This window comes from Nocardia africana NBRC 100379, assembly GCF_001612635.1.
Lineage (GTDB): Bacteria > Actinomycetota > Actinomycetes > Mycobacteriales > Mycobacteriaceae > Nocardia > Nocardia africana.
The window spans coordinates 1-19,191 of sequence record NZ_BDAV01000031.1 but is presented as its reverse complement, the minus strand read 5'-3'; the positions used below and the strand labels follow the sequence as shown (position 1 = coordinate 19,191).

The following is a 19,191-nucleotide window of genomic DNA, read 5'->3' as shown; positions in this document are numbered from 1 at the left end:
GTCAGGCTCCGCAACGGTCGCTCTGGTCGGCGTCCCACATGGCGAGCAACGCGGCTTCTTTGCCCGGTGACATTCCGAGTTCGCTCGCGCGCTCGTGGTCGATCGCGGTGCCCCCCTGTTGTATCCAGGACCATGTATCAGCGACAGTCTCGCGAATTGGTCTGCACGTCAGTCCCGACGCGCGGGCGCGGGCGCCGTCGACAGACCATGCGCCTTTGTAGGTGCGCCACAGAGGCAGCTCGGTCCACTGGGTCACGCCCTGGTCGGCGAGCCATGTTTCGTCGGTAATCCATTCCAGGCGACCATTTTTGCCAGTCGCGTTATGGCAGGCATCCAATAGGTCGCCCATGGTATCTCGGCCGGCCGCAACGACATCGAAGATTCCCCACAGGTCACCGGCCGCGTGCAGTGCGAAGTCCGACACGTCGCGCACATCAACGGGTTGAATCGATCGGCTCGGACTTCCGGGCGCGAGAATCCGTCCTCCCCGTTGCATCCTCCGCAACCACCACTCCAGACGGCCAACATACTCACGCGGACCAAGAATGACTCCCGGACGCAGGATCACTGATCGTTGCGGGCCGAACGTCTCCAGCACCGCACGTTCGCATCCCGCCTTGCCGAACCCGTAGGTCGACGGGCCGGGATCTCCGTCGTACCCATAGTCGGGCCCCGCATCGGAAGGACACGACAGCACGGGCGAACTTTCACTCAATGGCTTAATCGGCCAGTCCTCGTACACCGACACCGTGGAGACCAGCACATACTTGTCGGCGACTGGGTCAAGGGCTCGCGCCATCGCGAGGGTTTCCCGCGGGACATAGCTCGAGGTGTCAATCACCGCGTCGAACGGACCCGCGTCCACTAGACGAGCGAGGTCAGCAGGATTCGACCGGTCTCCTCGAATGTTGACGGTACCGGGGGCGTCGCTACCGGTCAGACCTCTGCGGAAGTTCACCACCGTGGCACCGCGTGTAACTGCGCTTTCCGCGATCGTTCGACCAAGAAACCAGGAGCCGCCGAGAAGCAGAATTCGTGTCACCTACGCCATTGTGGCCGACGACCGACTCGACGGCGAGGAGTCGATCACACGACGCACCAGACCAGCAAGAAGCGCCGCCCGCGGCCCCATCGACGCCACCTCCACTCGCTCACCACGTCCGTGAGGATGCGCGCCCACGGCACCTAAGCCATCCAGGGTAGGTATCCCGAGCGCAGCGGTGAGGTTGCCGTCCGAACCACCGGCTGAGCGAGTAGCCTCCGGTAGTGGCAGTCCCAGGTCCGCTGCTGCGGCCTCGGTCATCGCGTTCAGCGCCGCCGCAGCGGCAGGTTCGAATGGGGAACGCTCGATGCCGCCCGTCACTTCGATGCGGGCACCGTCGAGCTGTGGAGAGAGCCTGCTCATTGCCGTGTCGGCCCGCGTCAATTCCGCATGCGTCCACGCGCGAACGTCGACCGCACAGCTCGCATATTCGGGAACGGTGTTCACGGTTGTCCCTGCCGTGAGCACCGTTGGCGTCACGGTGGTCTCACCGTCTCCGATCGCAGTTATGGCGAGTATCTGGTGGGCGAGTTCGACGCTGGCATTGATGCCGAGTGCGGGCTCCAGACCTGAATGCGCGGCTCGGCCACGGATATTCACGCGATAGTTCGCGATCCCTTTCCGTCCGATCTTCACCGCCCCGCCGTCCGCGCTTGGCTCACACACCAATACGGCGCCCGCTGCGCGCGCCTGCTGCTCGATCAAGGCCCGTGACGATCGAGACCCGACCTCTTCGTCGCTGGTCAGCAGCACGCTGACTGTCGACGGATCAGGCAACAGGTTTATTGCGGCGATCATCTGAACGATCCCTGCCTTCATATCGAACACTCCGGGGCCGCTGGCGATGCCATCCGTGATGGAGAAGGGCCAGTCGGCGATAGTTCCTGTCGGCCACACGGTGTCGAAGTGCCCCAGCAGCAGAACCTGCGGTTCGGACGCCGCAGCGAGTAGGTGAGGGTTGTCTCCTTCTCGAACGACTCGGACCGGGCGCCGGAGTGCAGCCTCCAGCCAATGAGTTATCAGCTGTGCGCACGCTTCCAACCCACGTGGTGAATTCGACGGCGACTCACACTCCACAAGCATCCGCAGCCGACCCAGCATTTCGTCTGCCATCCCGGCCGCTCGCACCAACGTGTCGATTCGATCTCCCATGTATCCGATTCTGACAAGCAAGCGGCGCGCCACGCATGGTGTCGGCCCCTCATCGACAGTGGTTGGCTAGTGCGCAGTCCGGCCGTCGTGGAGGTATGCGACCTGGCCGGTTTGTCGAGCATGGAGGGCAGCGTCGACACGTTTCCATAGTGCCGGACTCACTCTTTGTTGAGCTTGGGTCGGCGGGCAGAATTCGAATGCGGTGAGTTCGTTGTCGCTGATGTGGAGGCTGGAGAGTTGTGTTTCGGTGAGTTCGATGCCGCCGAAGATGAACTTCAACCAGTCGTCCCATTTGCTGTGGGGTGATACCCAGTCCACACACAGCAAGTGTAGGTGGCTCGTTGGGAGGTCGAGGCCGAGTTCTTCGCGGAGTTCTCGTTGCGCTCCGACATCGGGCGGTTCATTGGCCTTGACGTTTCCGCCGGGAAGGTCCCAGCCGGGCTTGTAATTCGGTTCGACTAGCAGGATCTGACCGCGCTGGTCGAGTAGCAGTACATCGGCGCTGACGAGTTTGCGCGGAAGGGTCGCATTGCCTTCAGCGATGTGTGCCGCGTAAGCGTCGGGGTCGCGTTCGTACAGGGGGCGCTCCACGGCACTCATAACATCACCTTCTTGATCGATGCTGCTACGCGACGGTGTCGCGTACATTGCTGGGCTAAAGGGCTGGTCATGTCATCGCGGTCAGACGAGCGGTGGGCTGGTTGATGACCATGGCGGGAATCCAGGTGCGGGCGCGGATGGTCTCACGGAGGTGTTCGCCGAATGCGATCACGGTGGGGCTCGACCGGTAGGGCTTGAGGTGACCGGCTAGGTCGTTGAGATGACGGACGAGGACGTGGGAGGCCATGTCGGTGGTATTGGCGATGACCTCGGTGGCGATCGTGCACGCCTGTTCCGGGTGGCCCTGTTGGGCGAGGATGGCGGCCAGTGTCAGTTGGGCGAAAGCGCGAGCCCGCGCTCGTTCGGGTGGCCGGAGTTCGAGGACGTGTTGGGCGTGTTCGGCGGCGCGGGTGAGTTCGCCGAGTTGTCTGGCGCATCGTGCGGCTTCGGTGGCGAGGCTGCCCTGGTCGAATTGGCTGACCCATGGCGACAGCGGATATGCGGTGGAGGCGTGCAGCGCGTCGGCGGCGCGGTCGAGCATGGCGTGGGTTTGCCGGGTTTCGCCGAGCGCGGCGAGTCCGCGGGCTTGCATCGCGAACAGGCGGGCTTTGAGTTCGGGGCTGCTGGGTGCTTTGGAGAGGGTGGATTCGGCGTCGTAGGCGTGGCGGATGGCGCTTTTGGGTTGCCCGTTGTGGAGATCGATGTGGCTGAGGCTCGCGAGAATGTGGACGGGCAGTTGCCGGTCGGGGCCGATCTTGGCGAACTCGCGGGCGCGGGTGAACTGGCGGCGTGCTCGTTCGTCGTGGCCTGCGTCGTGAGCCATCCAGCCGGCCATTTCGACCAGGCCCGCGGCGACGACGAACAGGGCGGGGTCGGGGTCGTCCTCGCCGAAGAACAGGCGGGGGGCGAGGTCGCTGGTCAGGTAGTGGGTCAGCTCGCTGTAGAGGTGGCCGCCGCCCATGGTGAGGTCGGCCGATCGCAGTGATTGCACGACCGCCATATCGCGTTGGTCGGCTGGAAGATGGGTGTCCAGGCGCAGGAGCCGATACGGACCGGTCCCGGAGGTGGAAGCGGGTGCGCTGGTGCGTGGCGGTGCGGGTGCGGGGTAGCTGTGGCCGGGCATCTGGAACCACAGCAGGTGGTAGGGGATGCCGAGCAGCTTCGCCCAGAAGGTGAGGCTGTCCATGTGGCGGATCGGCGGCCCGGTCTCGATGCGGCTGATACGGACTTGGCTGATCCCTGCCCACCGGGCGACATCGGCTTGACGAACGGCGGCGCCGTGGGCGGGGTGGCGCCGGTAGGCGGCGATGATTCGGCCCATATGCCGCTCGGCCAGTGCCTGTTTGATCGGGGGGTGGTCCCAGAACCCTGGCAGCAGCGCGGGCGGCTCGGCGAGGTGCCGGCGGGCGTTGGAGGTGCAGGTGCCGCACAGCCGGGTGGTGTTGTCGGCGGCCAGCTCGCGTCCGCATCCGCGACAGCTCAGCGGGTTCCTGGCTGATGCTGGTGCCATGACCTCTGCCCCCGGGTCGCGACGAACGTGCCGATACTTGCGATCTGCCGAGTGTAGGCAGAGTCAAGCGGTTCGAGCTGGAGTTATAACCCGACTCGCATACCGCATAACCATTTGGGCATACGCCGGACGCTCGCGCGAGGTGAGGGTGAGGTCTATCCGAACTTGAAGGAGCGGTAATGGATCTCGACCGATCGACCATGGTGTGCCCCCGACGCTATCCCTTCGGCGCCGACCACCACACGCTGGATCTGGAGCCCGACTACGGCGATTGCGCCCCGGTGGAACAGGTGGTTCTGCCCAGCGGTCTGACGGCGTGGTTGGTGACCGAGCACGCGTTGGTGCGGCAGGTCCTGGCAGACCCGGCGTTCTCCCGGGAGCAGGCCAATCGGCCGGAGGTGGCGCGACTGTCCACGGAAGTGCTTCCGGCAGCAGCGATTCTCGCGACCGACCCACCTCGACACACCCGGCTGCGGACCCTGATCGCGAGAATGTTCGCACCCCGCCAGATCGACGCGACGGGCCCGCGTATCGCCGAACTGGCGGTCGATCTTCTCGAGGATCTGGTGGCTGCCGGGCCACCAGCGGACCTGCTTACCGAGTGGGTCGAGCCCTACGCGGCGGCGGTGGTGTGCGAAATATTCGGTGTACCAACAGATTTCCGCGACTACGTGTTCTCGCTCGGTGATGCGCTCACCGCGCGGGACGCCACCGCGCAGACACTGGCCGCTGCACGCGCTGACTGCGAGGAACTGGCGCGTGCGATGGCCGAGGAAAACCCGGGCGGGTTGTTCGGTCTGCTCGGCGATTCGGACGAGCGCGATGACGAGGTGATCAATCTGGTGATCGCGTGCCTGATCGGCGGGCGCGGATCACCGACGGTCTTCCTGTCGAGCGCAATCTTCGCGCTGTTGCGAGAGCGCCGGCACTACCAGCTGTTGGTGGATCGGCCCGAGGCGATACCTGCGGCGGTCGAGGAGCTGCTGCGGTTCGTGCCGGTCGGTGTCGGTGGCGGATTCACCCGCGTCGCCCGAGCGGATGTCCAGCTCGGGCCGGTGCTCGTGCGCGCCGGGGACGCGGTGATCCCGGCCATGCACGCGGCCGGACGCGATCCAGCGGTTTTCGACCGACCCGATCAGTTGGTGCTCGACCGCGGCGCCAAGGTGGCGCATCTGGCGTTCGGGCACGGCCCGCACTACTGCGTCGGCGCGCACCTGGCTCGTCTGCAAGCCCGCATTGCCTTGCACACCTTGACCACTCGCCTGCCCGATCTGCGGCTGACCGACTCTCCCGAGGCCGTCGGCTGGCGGCACGGGCGCGTCGTGCGGGCACTGGACCGACTGGAGGTCACATGGACACCCGCCTGATCGTCGACCGCCACCGCTGCACCGGATCCGGTGTGTGCGTATCGATCGCACCGCACCACCTACGCCTGGTCGACGGCACCGCGCACCCCGTCGACGGAACCACTCTAGGCCGCGACGACGCGCGCGCTGCCGCAGCCTGCTGCCCGAGCGAAGCACTCACGATCGAAACGAGCAATCCGGCGGTCTTCCGGGTGCGGGAGCCGATCGTCACGTTGGGGCCGGCCGGAACCGACGCCCACGCCGAGGCCGACAAGCACTCCGGCACGGTGCGGCTGGTCGAGTCGTTCACCGACACCATGGCCTGCGCGGCAGCAGACCCCGGAGTGCACGCCCTCGTCGCCGCCGGCTACCTGGCCCTCGATGAAGCGGGCGTTGCTGTCGATTCGTGGACCGATCAGCACTTCACACACTCGGGCGTGCTTCGGATGGAGCGCTGCTGGGAAAGCCGCACCAAGCCCATGTGTTTCGCAATCCACCGCACCGTGGCACGGACGTCGGTGCGGGCTGTCGCGACGCATCCGGCGACCCGGGTGTTCGCCGCGCGGTACGCGCCGTCGGCGCGACAGTTTTCCGTGCGAGCCAAGCCGCTGGCCGCCCTCGCCGCAGCGCACCGGGAGGTCGATGCGTGTATTGCCTCGACCGATGTCGTCGCGCGGTTCCCGCAACTCGAGGTGGTCGACGAATTCCAGCCGACGATGGTGTGGCTGCTGTACCGGAAGGCGGTGAGCGATGAGTGAGCAGAACGTGGTCGCCGTACTCGGCGCCGGGATCATGGCCAACACTGTCGCGAACACCCTCGCAGGCAAGGGCTTCGAGCTACGCCGCTATAACCGGACCACCAGCGCCATCGAGGGACCGGCGATCGTGTGCGCCTCCCCAGCGCAGGCCGCCGAGGATGCCACAGCGATATGGAGCTTTGTCCATGATGACGCCGCGAGCCGGGCAGTGTGGTTCGGTTCCGAGGGTGCACTTACCGCCATCGACCCGAGGGTTGTTGTAATCGAAAGCTCGACGCTCTCCGTGGAATACGCAGACCACTGGATCCGGGCGGCAGGCTCACTCGGCGCCCGCCCTGTGCTGGCCCCGGTGACCGGGAGCCGCCCTGCAGCTGCGCACGCCACGCTGGTCGCCTTCGCCGCCGGTGCTCCCGATGCTCTCGACGCGGCGGATCCGCTGCTGCGGCTGGTCACCGGTGATGTGATTCGGGTCGGCAGCGCTGTCGAGGCGGCGGGAGTGAAGCTGGTGAACAACGCGTTGGCCGCGACCATCTTGACCGGACTGGCCGAAGCCCTCACTGCGGCAGCCGCGCTCGGCCTCGACCGTGACCAGCTGACGCAGGTGTGGAGACAATACGGCTGGGCCGCCCCGGCCGCCAACGCCTACAGCGCGGCGATGCTATCGGGTGAGCACGAGTTGACCGATTGCTCACTGAAGGTGATCGCCAAAGATCTGGCCTATACCCTTGCGGGCCTCAATGCCGCGACCCCACCGGTGCTGGCAGCCGTCGCCGACCGCTTCCAGCAAGCCGTGGCCGCGAACCTCGGCAACCTCGAGATGTCGGCGATCATCGAGACCTACAAGGCACTGTCATGACCACGCTCACGATCCGCGACTGGTTCACCCACACCGCCACCGTGCCCGCCGAGGCACGCTGCCAGGTCAACCAGCAACTCGCCGCCTACATCGGCACCGTGCAACGCTGCGCGGCTGAACATCTCGGCGATCAAGTCACCGTGTGCGTGTCCGGGTCACTGGCCCGCGGCGAGCCTGCCGTGCGCCGCGAGAACAACGAATACCGGCTCGCCTCCGATGTCGATCTGGTCGCCGTCATCCACACCGCCGACACGGCTGCCCGTGTCGAGAACTTTCGCCTCACCCTGCTGCGGCGCCATCCAGAGATCGAGACCACGGTATTCACGACCGGTCACCGCGAGTTCGCTGGGGTTTCGGGCAGATTCGGTACCGATTTGCACTCGGCTGCCACACGCCCCCTGGCCGGACCCGCTCCCGGCCTGGCAGCGATGCCTCGGCTCGGCAAACGTGAAGGGCTGGAAGGAGTCACGCATCAACTGGCGACGAGATACGACCCCGGTAATGCTCCCGGGGATTCGCCGTGGCGAGTGAAGACCGTACTCGAAGCACTGCGCGCGGTGGCCGATCACGGGCCGGGGCCTCAACGCTTCAGCGACCTGCTCTCCGACCCGACCGTGGGTGAGCTGCTGGACCCGACCATCGTCGCGCAGCTAGTGCAGGCCCGCGAAAATAGCGAGGCGCTGCCGATCACCGTCGCCGAGGCGTATTGCTGCGTGATTGCGTCGGCATGTCGGTTGTTCGGGGTACCGGAATCCCACCGCGACCTGATCGACGCCCTGCACACGGTCGGGCCGGGCACGCACGTGCTCGATGGATTCCAGGCCGCCGTGCTGGCCGCGACGATCGTCGTCGACGGGCCGATCATCTACCGTCGCTCGGCGGCATCGGCCTTGCACGTCATCGCCACCGCAATCGACCCCGCCACGATCGTCAGCGCCGGCGACTCGCTCCAGGCGCTGACCGCGATCTCGCCTGTCGATATCTGCCGGGGCGTCGAGCACCCCAATCGTGTTCTGTGCCAGCACATACAGGGCCTGCGGCGCGACTACTACGCCTGGCTCGGCCCCCACAACTGCGGCACCCGCCCCGTCGCCGGATACCGAGGCCCTGTCCGCGCGAACCCCGCGCCATCAACAAGGAGCGCCGACCATGGATGACTGGCCCGACTGGATCCATCAACTCCCTACCGTCGACATCCCGTTCCCCGGCGAAGGAAAGCTACTGGCATGCAAGCACGGCCAGGTAGTGCTTTGGTCCTTCCAGACCGGGGCCCAGGTGCCCGTCCACGCCCATGGCCCGCAGCTCGGCTTCGTCGTCACCGGAAGCGTCGCTCTCATCATCGACGACCGGGAACGCGTCATAGAGGCCGGCGGGCACTTCACGATCGGCGACCGAGTCCCACACGGCGCGACCGTGGCTCCGGGCACGCTCGTGGTCGAGATATTCGCCGAACACGACCGGCACACCGCCATCACAACGACATGACGGCACGAATTCTCCACGTCGCACGCGTCGTTACCGGCCTGAGCACCGTCCACGCGCCGGGAACGGTTGTCGTCGACGACAAGCACATCGCCTGGGTCGGCACACCCGACCAACTCCCCGACACTTGGACCACCAACAAGCCTCACCAAATCCACCTCCCGCAGGCAACACTGCTCCCCGGACTCATCGATGCGCACGTGCACCTCGCCTTCGACCACAGCGCCGATCCGCATCGGGCAGCCGAGAAGTGGGGTACCGCCGTGCAGCAGCTGTTGCACGGCGGAATTACCACCGCTCGTGACCTCGGCGCACCACATCACACCGACATCAGCGCGGTAGCGGGCACCAGCGGTCCCCGTATTTTGTCCGCCGGTGTGCCGCTCACCATTCCGGGCGGGCACTGCGACGAATTCGGCGGCAGCGTCACCACAGCCGCCGACATCGACCGCATCGTTTCCCACAACGCCGAACGGGGCGCGGCCTGGATCAAGGTCATGGTCACCGGCGGCTTCACCTCGCGCGGCCCATCTTCACCGTATTCTCCCCAGTTCACCGACACTAAACTCGCGGACATCGTTGCCGCCGCCCGCGACCACGACCTGCCCGTCGCCGCCCACGCCCACGGCACAGCGGGGATCAGGCAAGCCGTCGAGGCGGGGGTCGACAGTCTCGAACACTGCACCTGGATGACCGAGAACGGCTTCCATCTCGATCACGGCATCGTCAACGCGATCGCCGAGCAGCGAATCCTGGTATGCCCCACGATCAATCACCTCGCCCGCCACGCCAGCGGGCGATTGCCGTGGCCGGTTCGCCGTGCCCAGCTGGTCGCGATGCTCAGCGCGGGTGTGCGGATAGTTCCCGGCAGCGACGCCGGAATTCCGCACACACCCCATCACCTGTACGGGCGCTCGCTGCCCGCCTACACCGATCTCGGTTTCTCGCCGGCCGAGGTCGTCGACCTGGTCACCCGCCGCGCTGCCGAAGCGCTCCGAGTCGGCCACCTCACCGGTACGCTCACCGCCGGACGGGCCGCCGACCTGATCGCCGTTCCCGGCGACCCCACCCGAGAGCTCCACGCGCTGACCACACCGATCCTGGTAATGAGCAGCGGACACCTCCATTACTTGGACATCAACGCCGAGGAGGACACCCCGCGATGAGCGGACCCACCCTGTCATCGGAATACGCCTCTCCCACACCGCTGCAGGTACGCATCGAAACCCACGCCCGCTACAGCGAACACCCCGACGACCCGATCGCTGCCGTGACCGCGCTACTCGACCTCAGCGGTGACGAATCAATTGCCGACATCGGATGCGGCGACGGACGATTTCTCGCTCACCTCGCCCAATCCGGCCACCGCGGTCGCGTGATCGGCGTCGACACCTCCCCCGCCATGGTCGAAGCTGCCCGAAAGATCCCGGGCGTGGAGGCCCTGCCCGGTGACGCCGAACGTCTGCCGTTCGCCGACCGTTCGATCTGCCGCACCACCGCCCGCCACATGCTCTACCACGTCCCTCACCCGGTGAAGGCGCTGCGCGAATTCCGCCGCATCACGCGCGAGGGCGGCATGGTCGCCGTCGCCGTCAACCACCCGCAAACCTGCCCCCGCACACGAGATCTCGTCACAAGACGCGCCCACGAATACGGCCTCGTCCCGGTCGAAGAACTCACCAACACCGTGAACTCCGACACCCTCCCGGAGATGATGGCGACGGTATTCCCGGACGTCCAGGTCCACCGGTTCGACAACGCCCTGGTCTTCGACCGGCCCGAGCCATTGATCCGGCTGGCGGAAGCGGTGTTCAGCTTCTGCGGCATCAGCACCGACAATCCGCACCGGCCCGACATCCTCGCCGCCGTCACCACCGATATCACCGACTGGTTCACCGCCCACCCCGGCCAGGTATGGCGTGACCCCAAGGGCTACGTCATCGCTACCGCTACGGTTGAATAACCCGCTCTCCGAGGAGGATTCGAACCCGTGAAGTTGCTCGTCACCGGCGGCGCCGGATATATCGGCTCCGTCGTCGCCCACGACCTCGTCAACGCCGGCCACGACGTCGAGATCATCGACAACCTCTCCACCGGACACGCGTCGAACCTGCCACCACAGGCCACCTTTCATCAGCGCTCGATCCACGACGTCGCCGACATCCTCACCCCACAAGCCGGATTCGACGGTGTCCTGCACTTCGCCGCCTCGATCGAAGTCGCCGAGTCCGTGCGCAACCCCGACAAATACTGGCACAACAACATCGAAGGCACACTCGCGCTACTGCGCGCGATACGCGCGGCAGCCGTACCGCGACTGATCTTCTCCAGCACCGGAAGCATGTACGTCGGCACCGGTGAGACTGCGTTCGACGAGAACGCCGAAGTCAAACCCCGCAACCCCTACGCGGCCACCAAGGCATTCATCGATCAGATGATCACCGGGGAATGCGGTGCCTCCACCGTGCTCGGTGCCGCGTCGCTGCGCTACTTCAACGCGGCCGGCGCCGTGCTCACCGACTCGGGAGTGCACCTGGGGGAACGACACGACCCGGAGTCACACCTGATCCCGATCCTCCTACAAGCCGCAGGCGGGCAACGCGAATCGTTCACAATGTTTGGTACCGATTATCCGACCAGCGACGGCACGGCGGTCCGTGACTATATCCACGTCAGCGATCTGTCCTCAGCACACCTGCTGGCCCTGGAAGCGGTCCAGCCCGGCCGCCACGAGATCTACAACCTCGGCAATGGCAACGGATACACCAACGCCGAAGTGCTGCGCACCGTTAAAGAAGTCACGGGCATCGACTTCCCTGTCATCTACGTCGGACGTCGCCCAGGCGACCCCGCCGTATGCATTGCATCCAGCGACCTGGCTCACCGCGAGTTGGGATGGAAGCCCCAACGGCCGCAACTGGATGCGATTATCAGCGACGCGTGGGGCTTTCACCAATTTCTTCACGGCATCGCCCATTGATCAGCGACATGGCCTGCTGCGCAACGTATACGAGCAGACCAGGCTCGACTGCACCGCAGACCGTGGCGATAGCCACAGCCTGCACTATGCCGCGAGCGCGCGCGCTCGTTCCGCAACACCAGCGTCAAGCGAACACTCAGAAGCTGCGTCGGAGCTTCAGCGGAACCGGTCTCGGTCCGGCGAGCCGAACAATTCGGGTTCGGCAGGAAGCGCCGCCAAGTCTGTCGGTAGTTGCTTCTATCGTTGGGCGCATGACCGATATCGCCCCACTGGCGGCATCCACACGCGCCGTGTTCGGCGATCCTGGTGTGCACGCCGTCGTCAGAGCCGGCCGCACCGTACACGCGGTCGTGCTCGGGCAATGGGTCGGCGACGAACAGGCACCAGAACTGCTTTGCCACACGGGGGTAGCAGGATGGTCGCCAACCGTCTTGGAGGCAACGCGCGCGGACGTCACCTGCGCGCGCTGCTTGCGCAAACTCGGCAGCCCACATTCTCCGCACCAGCGGCAACTGCACCTGTTTGGTGACGGCGGCCCGGACCGATAGCGGGGCGAATCCCGGTCAGTGGGCTTGTCAGCATCTTGGTAACAGATTGTAGGTTCGAATTACACGCGACGTGCAGGGCGAGGCCGGATCTCGATTACCGTTTGTCTCCGCCGCTGGATTCGCCGGATCGAGAATTTCTTGGTCGCAGCGATCAGCGCGATGTCGGCTTTGTACCCCCAGCGCTCGCAAGCCCAGGTATGGTCGGCCTTCATACAAGCTGCGGTGACGTCGGTCATTCTGGACCAACCGTTGGTGCCTGAGGTTGCCGCCGCCGCGTCGTACAGCAGGTTCATCAGCTTCTGGTTGGCCAGTAGCTGGTCTCGGCTGTGTTTGTCGTTGGCGGCTAGCAGAACTCGCCGATCGATGCTGCGCTGGTGGTTGATCGAGTGCGGGTCGGCCAACTCTCGCGCCATCAGTGCGGCGACCCGGCAGGCGGCCACATCGTCGTGGTCGCGGGCGTACTTGGCTCCTCGCGTGAGCAGGTCGCTGGCATGACCCCAGATCGCTTTGCAGCCGACCGCGGCGATGCGTGCCTGGATCACCACCAGCTCGACGAACTCGCCGTGGGTGAGCGGATCACTCAACTGTCCCGGGTACAGCTGTGTCGCCATATCCAGCGGCGTCAGCATCGCCACCTGCTCGTCCCGGACCTCCAGCTCCGGTAGCGACGGCGCGGTCTCGAGCCACGCCAGCGCCACCTCGAGCTTGTCCCGCAGCCGGCCCAGACCGTTGGGGCCGGGCCAGAACCGCGCGGGGTCGGCATCGAGCAGGGTCTCCTCGATCAGACGGTCGGCCGCAGTGGTCAGATCCAACGATTCGTAGGCGATCTTCAGTACCGTCGGTGTATCAGTGGCGTCTGCCGTCGTGAGCCGCGCTACTTCGGTGTGCAACACATCCAGCAGGGTCTGCGCTGACTTGGCCGACTCAGTACTGTCAGGGCGTGAGCGCTGTTCACGGGTGCCGGGGTTGCTACGTCGCAGAGCCTCGGTGTAGCGCAAATCCTCCCGCATCTTGAGTTCCCGGGCCCGCCGCTTGCGTCGTGAGCTGCCGTCCTTCGGCATCATCATCCGTTCCGGCCAAGGCTCCCACGCCGCCCCGCCATCACGAATCGTGCCGATACGGAAAAAAGGGGGTCAACTCGCGGGTCCCGGGCAGGACCTTGGCCACGTCACCGGCCGGCGTGGGCGGGGCGACTCGGGCGAGGAGCGTGCGCGTCCAGCTCTGCCACTGAGCGTAACCGATGGAAACCGCATCCCGCGTTACCCCAGCCTCGGGCGCGATTGGGTTTCTCATCAACAGTATTCGGGGCCGTCGCCGTCGCGGCCGGAATTGAACTCTGGCGCTGGTGGCTCGAAGCGCGACCATGTGCCGGATTCGTCCGAGAGCGGAGTGCGTTGTGCGTCTTCGGTGGCTGATTGTTCTGGGGTGAGGTGTGTGCGGCGTGTGAGTTCTGCTTGGAGTTCGGTGAGTTCTTCTTCCAGCCAGTGAGTGTCGATGGGGTTGGCGTCGTCGGAGGTACCGGGGGCGGGCCCGTACATGGTGGCCTCGTCGTCGGCGAGGTGGATGCGGAGTTCGACAGTGTGGACGGACTCGCGCAGTGCCGTGTAGGTGAGCAGGTGAATCGGGTTGGTTGGGTCGAAGTCGCTGCGGAGGTTCGGGTCTTCGGTGTCCGTTGAGGGTGTGTGGATGGTGCGGGCGAAGGTTTCGATGGTGGCGCGGTCGGCAGGGTTTGTGGTGTGCCGCCATGTTTTTCGTAGCAGAGACAGCGCGGCTGTCGGGGGGTGGTGGGTGGTGATGAAGGTGCAGCGGGCGTTGATGTGGTCGGCCGGGTTGTGGTCGGGTATGCCGGGTTGGTTGTCGTCGCGGCAGGTGCCGCACAGTCCGTCGTCGCAGTGCTTTTCGGGCGGTTGGGGGGTGTCGAGCAGGGCGCGTTCGAGTCCGCAGGCCAGGCAGGGTAGGCCGTGGTGGTCGGCGACTGCGTAACGGTCGTAGTCGACGGTGTAGCCGGTGCCGGCCAGGAAATTGGTGGTTTCGGCGCGTTCTGATGCTTCGCGGGTGGGTTGGTGGCGGGTGGTGCCGGTGCCTTCGGGGACGGGGAGGTGGGTGGGGTCGACGTCGAGATCGGCGGTGAAGTGGGTGTAGGCGTCGAAGGTGTCGCGGCCACGGTCGGGTCGGGGCGGGCGTCGGCGTGTGTGGTCGGTCCATTCGCGGTGATCGCGTGCTGCGGCGCGCGGGTCGCGGGTGGGTCGGGTGGTGTCTCGGCGTTGATAGAGGTGGGGATCGGTGGTGGGGATCGCGGCGAGGATGAAGGCGCGGTGGTCGGTGTAGTGGTCGGCGGCCCAGTGCAGGCGGGCGACCGCGACGGGATAGGCACGGGTGGACAGGGTTGTGAGGACTCGTCGCAGCAGGTCGCGGTCGGTGTCGTGCAGGTGTGCGGTGAGGCGCGTGAAGGCGTGTCGGGCCTCGTCGAGACGGCCGGTGGACACCAGTTCGCCGATCGCACCGACGATGGCGGCGGGCGCGGGATCGGCGTTCTCCTGGGCTGGGCGGACGGTGGTGTTTTCGTCGGGTTCGGGTGGTTTTGGACTCATGGGAGCGTCGTTTTCGGTTGTCGGCGTGGTGTTTTCGGTGGGGTGGGTGAGTATTTCGATGCGCCAGGCCAATGCGGTGGCGAGCTGATCGGCGCGCGGTGGTGTCGTGTTGTCGTCGGTGGCGGTGAGTAGAAGTTCGTGGGCGGTGGCGATGAGATCGCTGGCTGTCCAGTCGGTGGGGGCGGTGTCGATGGCGGCGACCAGCCGCGGCCATGCCGGGTGATTGATCACGTGTTCGGCGGTGTCGGGGCCGAGGATGTCGTGCAGGTGCGGTGTCCAGTCGGGACGCAGAGGTTGTCCGGTGGGGGTAGTGAGTGCGGCGGGATCGAGGCGCAGCCGCGCCCACAGTGCGGCTGCGGGCATGTCGTCGGGTAGCGGACGCCGAGTGGCGGCGTCGGTGAGCAGCGTGTCGATGTCGAGTCCGGCCGCGGCTGCGGTGTCGAGGTGGGCGGCGAGGACGGGCCACCAGGGGTCGTTGGTGATGCGGATGTCGAGGCGTTTGGCTAGCGGCTCCCAGGTGTGTGTGGCGGTGTGCAGGTCCCCGAGCGCATCGGTTACCCGGGTGGTGAGGCGTGTTTGGTGGTCGCGTTCGCGGGTGGGGAAACGGTCGGGGCCGGTGGGTCGTAGGTCGGTGTCGGGGATGTGGTTGGCGGCGCGCCACACCGCCAGCTCCGCGATCAGCTCGCGGTTGCCGAGTAGGGGGCGCGCCCATACTGGTGCGGTGGCGGCGGTCCAGGTTCGGGCGTCGGTGGTGATCTGGGTGGTGAGGTCGGCGACGATGCGTCGGCGTGCGTGTAGTTGGCTGGCGATGGCTGGTTCGGATAACCGGTGGGGCAGGCCGTGCAGCCAGGGCAGGGGGCCGGTTCCGGTGGAGTGTGCGCCGCTGGTGTCAAGGCGCCAATCCAGCACGGCGGCGACGTCTTTCGCGGTGTCGAGTTCGCGGTCGTCGATGGCCTCGCGCAGCGCGGTGGCGGGATCGTGCCCGGCGAGGGCCAGGATGGCCAAGTGCTGGCGCAGCGTGGGGTAGGCGGGTGCGTCGGTGAGTCCGGGGAGCAGGGTTTCGGCGTCGTGGTCGAGCCGGGTGAGGACGTCGGGTCCGAGGGTGTGTTCGGTGGCGACGCCGATGGCGTCGAGGTAGATGTCGACAGCGCGGCCGAGCCGGCGGTAGGGGTCGAGGGCGTCGCGTAGGGAGGTGTGGGCGCTGGTGTGGGTGGCCTCGCGGGCGAGGATGTGTTGCAGGACTTCGACGGCGGTGCGGGGAAGTATGGCGGGTTCGGTCCAGAAAGAGAGCTCGCTGCCGTCGATGGTGGTGGGGACGTAGAGGTGGTTGGCGTGGATGCCGCGGGTGATCGCGACGTAGAGCTGGTTGCGTGATTCGCTTCCGATGAGCACGGTGTGGCAGGTGTCGGCGGTGGTGCCTTGGGCGGAATCGATCGTCATCGCATACCCGAGACGCACATGCAGGCCGACGTATTCAGGCGGGAGGACGGTGGTGTTGCCGGGTCGGCCGCCGGGAGACAGGTGGGTGACGGTGAGGCTGCCGTCGGGGTGGACGGTGTCGATGTGCCAGCGGTAGCCGTTGCGCACCCAGTCGCGTTCACCGAGGGCCAGGCGGCGGTTGTTGCGGCGGGTGCAGATGATGTCACCGGCGGACGCGGACAACCCGTCTCCCAATACCGTCGTGGCCGAGGTGGTTTCGGTGGTGCGGGTGAGGCGGTCGGCGCGGGCGCGGTGGTTGAGTTCGGTGACGATGTCGTGGGTTGGGGCGAGCATGATCGCGTTGCGTCCGGCGTGGCGGTCGGCGAACCAGGCGCCGTAGGCTTTGTCGGCGATTGTGGCGGTGCTGCCGGAATGGATGCGCTGGTGGTCGAGGTAGAAGCCGAGGCCTGATGGATCGCCGTCGCGTAGTGCGAGGCCGGCGGTGGCTTCGGCGGTGTCGGCGAAGCGCACCACGTGGGTCAACGTGATCGTGTCGGGGGTGTGGGTGGTGTCGATTCCGGCGCCGCCGGTGTCGATGGCGGGCAGTTGTTTGTCGTCGCCGACACACCGGATGGTGGCGCCGCGGGCGGTGAGGAATTCGAACAGCCGCAGTCGTTCGATCCGAGAGTTTGATGTGTTCATCGACGATCACCAGCGTCCGGTCGTCGATTTCGTGGACCCACATCGGCACGGAGGCGAGGAAATCGTCGGCCGATCGCACGGTTTCAGGATCATTCCGCGGTCGGTATCGGTCGAGGATGTGGAGGAGTCGGTCGACGGTTTCGACGCGGGCGCCGGTGGCTTCGGCGAGGATCGCGGCGGGCGCAGCCTCGGGGGCCAGACCCAGGACTGTTCCGCCGGAGGCGTGCCAGGCGTCGACGAGGACGCGCATGGCGGTGGTTTTCCCGGTGCCCGCCGGGGCGGACGCGACCGCGATGCGCGCCGCAGATGTGGCGAAGTGGGTGACCATGGCGGCTTGGCCGGCGTTGAGTTTCTTGCCTTCGTGGGCGGGATCGGTGTTGTAGGCCGCGATCGCGGCGGTCACGAAACGCTCATCGATGGTGCGGGCCCCGGGTTGAATGGACAGTTCCGTGAGGCGGTATTCGATGTCGAGTTGGGCCGCGGAGGTATAGGTCTGGGTGCCGGAGCGGGTGTAGACGCTGGCGCCGTCGCGGCGCTGGAACGGCGCGGGCACGGTGGCGAGGTCGGGTTCGGCAGCGATATCGGGGTCTGTGCGGGCGAGTGAATGGCGGGGTGAGAGTGCTTCGGCGACAACCGCGTCGGCGACGCCCGCCCAGGTGTCGCGGTCGGTGAGGGCGCGGATTCGGCGTTCGGTTTCGGCGCGGATGTGGTGGTGCTGCCACACCGACCGCTGCGCCGACACCACCTCCACCACCTCACGAGCGATACCCGCGATGCGAGTTTCGCTGAGCACCGGCGAGGGAGGTGACGCGCGGTTGATGCTGGTGGCCACGACCCGGTCGAGGATGGTGTGGCTCCCGAGCACAGTGGAGGCTTGGGTGCGCCAGTCGCGGCGTTGCTCGGCCCACGACCGCGACAGGTGTTTGGCCGGGCGGGTCTGCAACGTCGCGACCTGGGAGAGATTCCACATCTCGGCCGCGGTGGGCTCGCGCCCGAGTTGGTGGTGGAACTCGACTGTCAGCTCGCCCAGCCGTGTGCGGATAGCGATGTCGCGGCGTGACCAGTACCGGATCAATACCGCGGGGATGCCGACGATCTCGCGGATGGGGCGTTTGTTCGGGTTGGTGCCGGCGCGTTCGGCGAACTCGACGCCGAGGTCGGCGCGGAGGTGGTGTTCGAGGCGGGTGTTGTAGATCTCGCTGATCGTCACGTTCAGCCGGTAGATCTGCGCCGCGTCCAGGGTCCGCCAGCGCCCATCGGCACCGCGGACGCGGTTGGCGATCACGACATGGGTGTGCAAATCCGGGTCCCCGCACCGTGATTCGCGGTGAACGAACCGGGCGGCGATGATGCCGTCGACATCGAGCTGACGCACCCCGTTGCGGCCCGCCCGGGTGAAGATCCCATGCTTCTGCAGCCAACGCAGTGCGTCGTCCACGGCGGCGTCGTGCGCTGCGGCGACGCGCTGGGAGACCTCGAGGGGGGCGATGGCCCACAGCGCGGAGACGCTTTTCACTGGAGAGAAAGTGAGGTCGAACCCGGCGACCGCCGCTGATTTCGGGCGCGACATCTTGGCGACGAACCCGGACAACTCGCGGTCATCCAACGGCGGTCGCTCGTAGTGTTCGGTGAACATTTCCGTCGCGACGTCGGTGCGAATCCGTGCGCGAACCTCGTCGGGAATCGCCGCGCGGGCGTCGACTCCGGCAGCGATATTGTGTTCAGCGAACGCCTCGCCGCAGCGTTTTCGGAACTCGTTGTCACCGGAATAGGTGCGATACGGACTACCCAACCGTGTCGCGCGTTCCGCGATTTCGGTCGCGGCTTTGAGGCTGGTTCCTTTCGCAGTCTCGGAAGCGATGACGCGGGCGGTGATCGCGTCGGTGTCGGGATGGCGGCCGTGGCCGAACAACGCCCGCATCTGCGCTTCGGTGACCTCGTCACCGGGTGAGAGGCCCAGGGCGGCAAGCCCGTTACCCCACCACACACCGGGTTGTTCACCGTGAGCGGAGTAATAATCCGACAGGGTTCCGGGGCCGCGGTCGGTGGCATCGGCCGCAGCGACCTGACGAAGGTAATACCGGTAGCTATCGCCCGCGAGAATTTTATGGAGCGTCGCGGTCATCTATTCATCACATGCCCATGGCGGCCCGTGTTTCCAGGTTTGGGAGGGAGGTAGTTTGTATCAAATCGCGTCATTTCCGC

General features: G+C 66.3%; 14 protein-coding genes and 1 pseudogene. 9 read left to right on the top strand and 6 right to left on the bottom strand.

What is annotated here, in order from left to right; all coding sequences use genetic code 11:
- Position 1: 1 nt before the first annotated feature.
- The 4 genes from NA3_RS37410 to NA3_RS33960 all read right to left on the bottom strand — a co-directional run bounded on the left by NA3_RS37410 (position 2) and on the right by NA3_RS33960 (position 4,304).
- Entirely contained in the window at positions 2–1,042 is a 1,041-nt protein-coding gene (locus tag NA3_RS37410) for an NAD-dependent epimerase/dehydratase family protein (RefSeq protein WP_062968837.1), read from the bottom strand.
- Positions 1,043–2,194, bottom strand: a complete 1,152-nt coding sequence (locus tag NA3_RS37405; RefSeq protein WP_062968861.1) for a M20 family metallopeptidase — start codon at positions 2,192–2,194, stop codon at positions 1,043–1,045.
- Between the two features lie 66 nt (positions 2,195–2,260).
- Entirely contained in the window at positions 2,261–2,794 is a 534-nt protein-coding gene (locus tag NA3_RS33965) for an NUDIX domain-containing protein (protein ID WP_062968835.1), read from the bottom strand.
- Positions 2,795–2,861: 67 nt separating this feature from the next.
- The gene (locus NA3_RS33960; RefSeq protein ID WP_062968833.1) at positions 2,862–4,304 is read right to left on the bottom strand and encodes a helix-turn-helix domain-containing protein; all 1,443 of its coding nucleotides are present in this window, start codon (positions 4,302–4,304) and stop codon (positions 2,862–2,864) included.
- Positions 4,305–4,483: 179 nt separating this feature from the next.
- Here NA3_RS33960 and NA3_RS33955 point away from each other — a divergent pair, with 179 nt between their 5' ends.
- The 9 genes from NA3_RS33955 to NA3_RS37400 all read left to right on the top strand — a co-directional run bounded on the left by NA3_RS33955 (position 4,484) and on the right by NA3_RS37400 (position 12,274).
- Positions 4,484–5,671: a cytochrome P450 gene (locus tag NA3_RS33955; protein ID WP_062968831.1), complete on the top strand. Its 1,188-nt coding sequence runs from the start codon at positions 4,484–4,486 to the stop codon at positions 5,669–5,671.
- Positions 5,656–6,408 carry a ferredoxin gene (locus tag NA3_RS35620; RefSeq protein ID WP_084492103.1) on the top strand — a complete coding sequence of 251 codons (753 nt, stop codon included), beginning with the start codon at positions 5,656–5,658 and terminating at the stop codon, positions 6,406–6,408. The genes NA3_RS33955 and NA3_RS35620 overlap by 16 nt, the downstream gene beginning before the upstream one ends.
- Complete coding sequence (locus NA3_RS33945) at positions 6,401–7,264, top strand: NAD(P)-dependent oxidoreductase (RefSeq protein WP_062968829.1); 864 nt, start codon at positions 6,401–6,403, stop codon at positions 7,262–7,264. Before NA3_RS35620 ends, NA3_RS33945 begins: the two co-directional genes overlap by 8 nt.
- Positions 7,261–8,421, top strand: a complete 1,161-nt coding sequence (locus NA3_RS33940) for a hypothetical protein (RefSeq protein ID WP_062968828.1) — start codon at positions 7,261–7,263, stop codon at positions 8,419–8,421. The genes NA3_RS33945 and NA3_RS33940 overlap by 4 nt, the downstream gene beginning before the upstream one ends.
- Positions 8,414–8,749, top strand: coding sequence for a cupin domain-containing protein (locus NA3_RS37895; RefSeq protein WP_062968826.1), 336 nt, complete (start codon positions 8,414–8,416; stop codon positions 8,747–8,749). Before NA3_RS33940 ends, NA3_RS37895 begins: the two co-directional genes overlap by 8 nt.
- The gene (locus NA3_RS33930; protein ID WP_062968824.1) at positions 8,746–9,912 is read left to right on the top strand and encodes an amidohydrolase family protein; all 1,167 of its coding nucleotides are present in this window, start codon (positions 8,746–8,748) and stop codon (positions 9,910–9,912) included. Before NA3_RS37895 ends, NA3_RS33930 begins: the two co-directional genes overlap by 4 nt.
- Positions 9,909–10,709, top strand: a complete 801-nt coding sequence (locus NA3_RS33925) for a class I SAM-dependent methyltransferase (RefSeq protein WP_062968822.1) — start codon at positions 9,909–9,911, stop codon at positions 10,707–10,709. Before NA3_RS33930 ends, NA3_RS33925 begins: the two co-directional genes overlap by 4 nt.
- Positions 10,710–10,736: 27 nt before the next feature.
- Positions 10,737–11,726, top strand: a complete 990-nt coding sequence (gene galE, locus NA3_RS33920; RefSeq protein WP_062968820.1) for a UDP-glucose 4-epimerase GalE — start codon at positions 10,737–10,739, stop codon at positions 11,724–11,726.
- Positions 11,727–11,977: 251 nt separating this feature from the next.
- A complete protein-coding gene (locus tag NA3_RS37400) occupies positions 11,978–12,274 on the top strand; it encodes a hypothetical protein (protein ID WP_128145449.1) in 297 nt (98 codons plus the stop codon).
- 59 nt (positions 12,275–12,333) lie between these two features.
- Here NA3_RS37400 and NA3_RS33915 read toward each other — a convergent pair whose 3' ends face one another.
- Both NA3_RS33915 and mobF read right to left on the bottom strand, forming a co-directional pair.
- Positions 12,334–13,341, bottom strand: a complete 1,008-nt coding sequence (locus NA3_RS33915; protein ID WP_062968818.1) for a hypothetical protein — start codon at positions 13,339–13,341, stop codon at positions 12,334–12,336.
- A gap of 225 nt (positions 13,342–13,566) precedes the next feature.
- A pseudogene (gene mobF / locus NA3_RS39390) lies at positions 13,567–19,111 on the bottom strand (MobF family relaxase).
- Between the last annotated feature and the right edge of the window lie 80 nt (positions 19,112–19,191).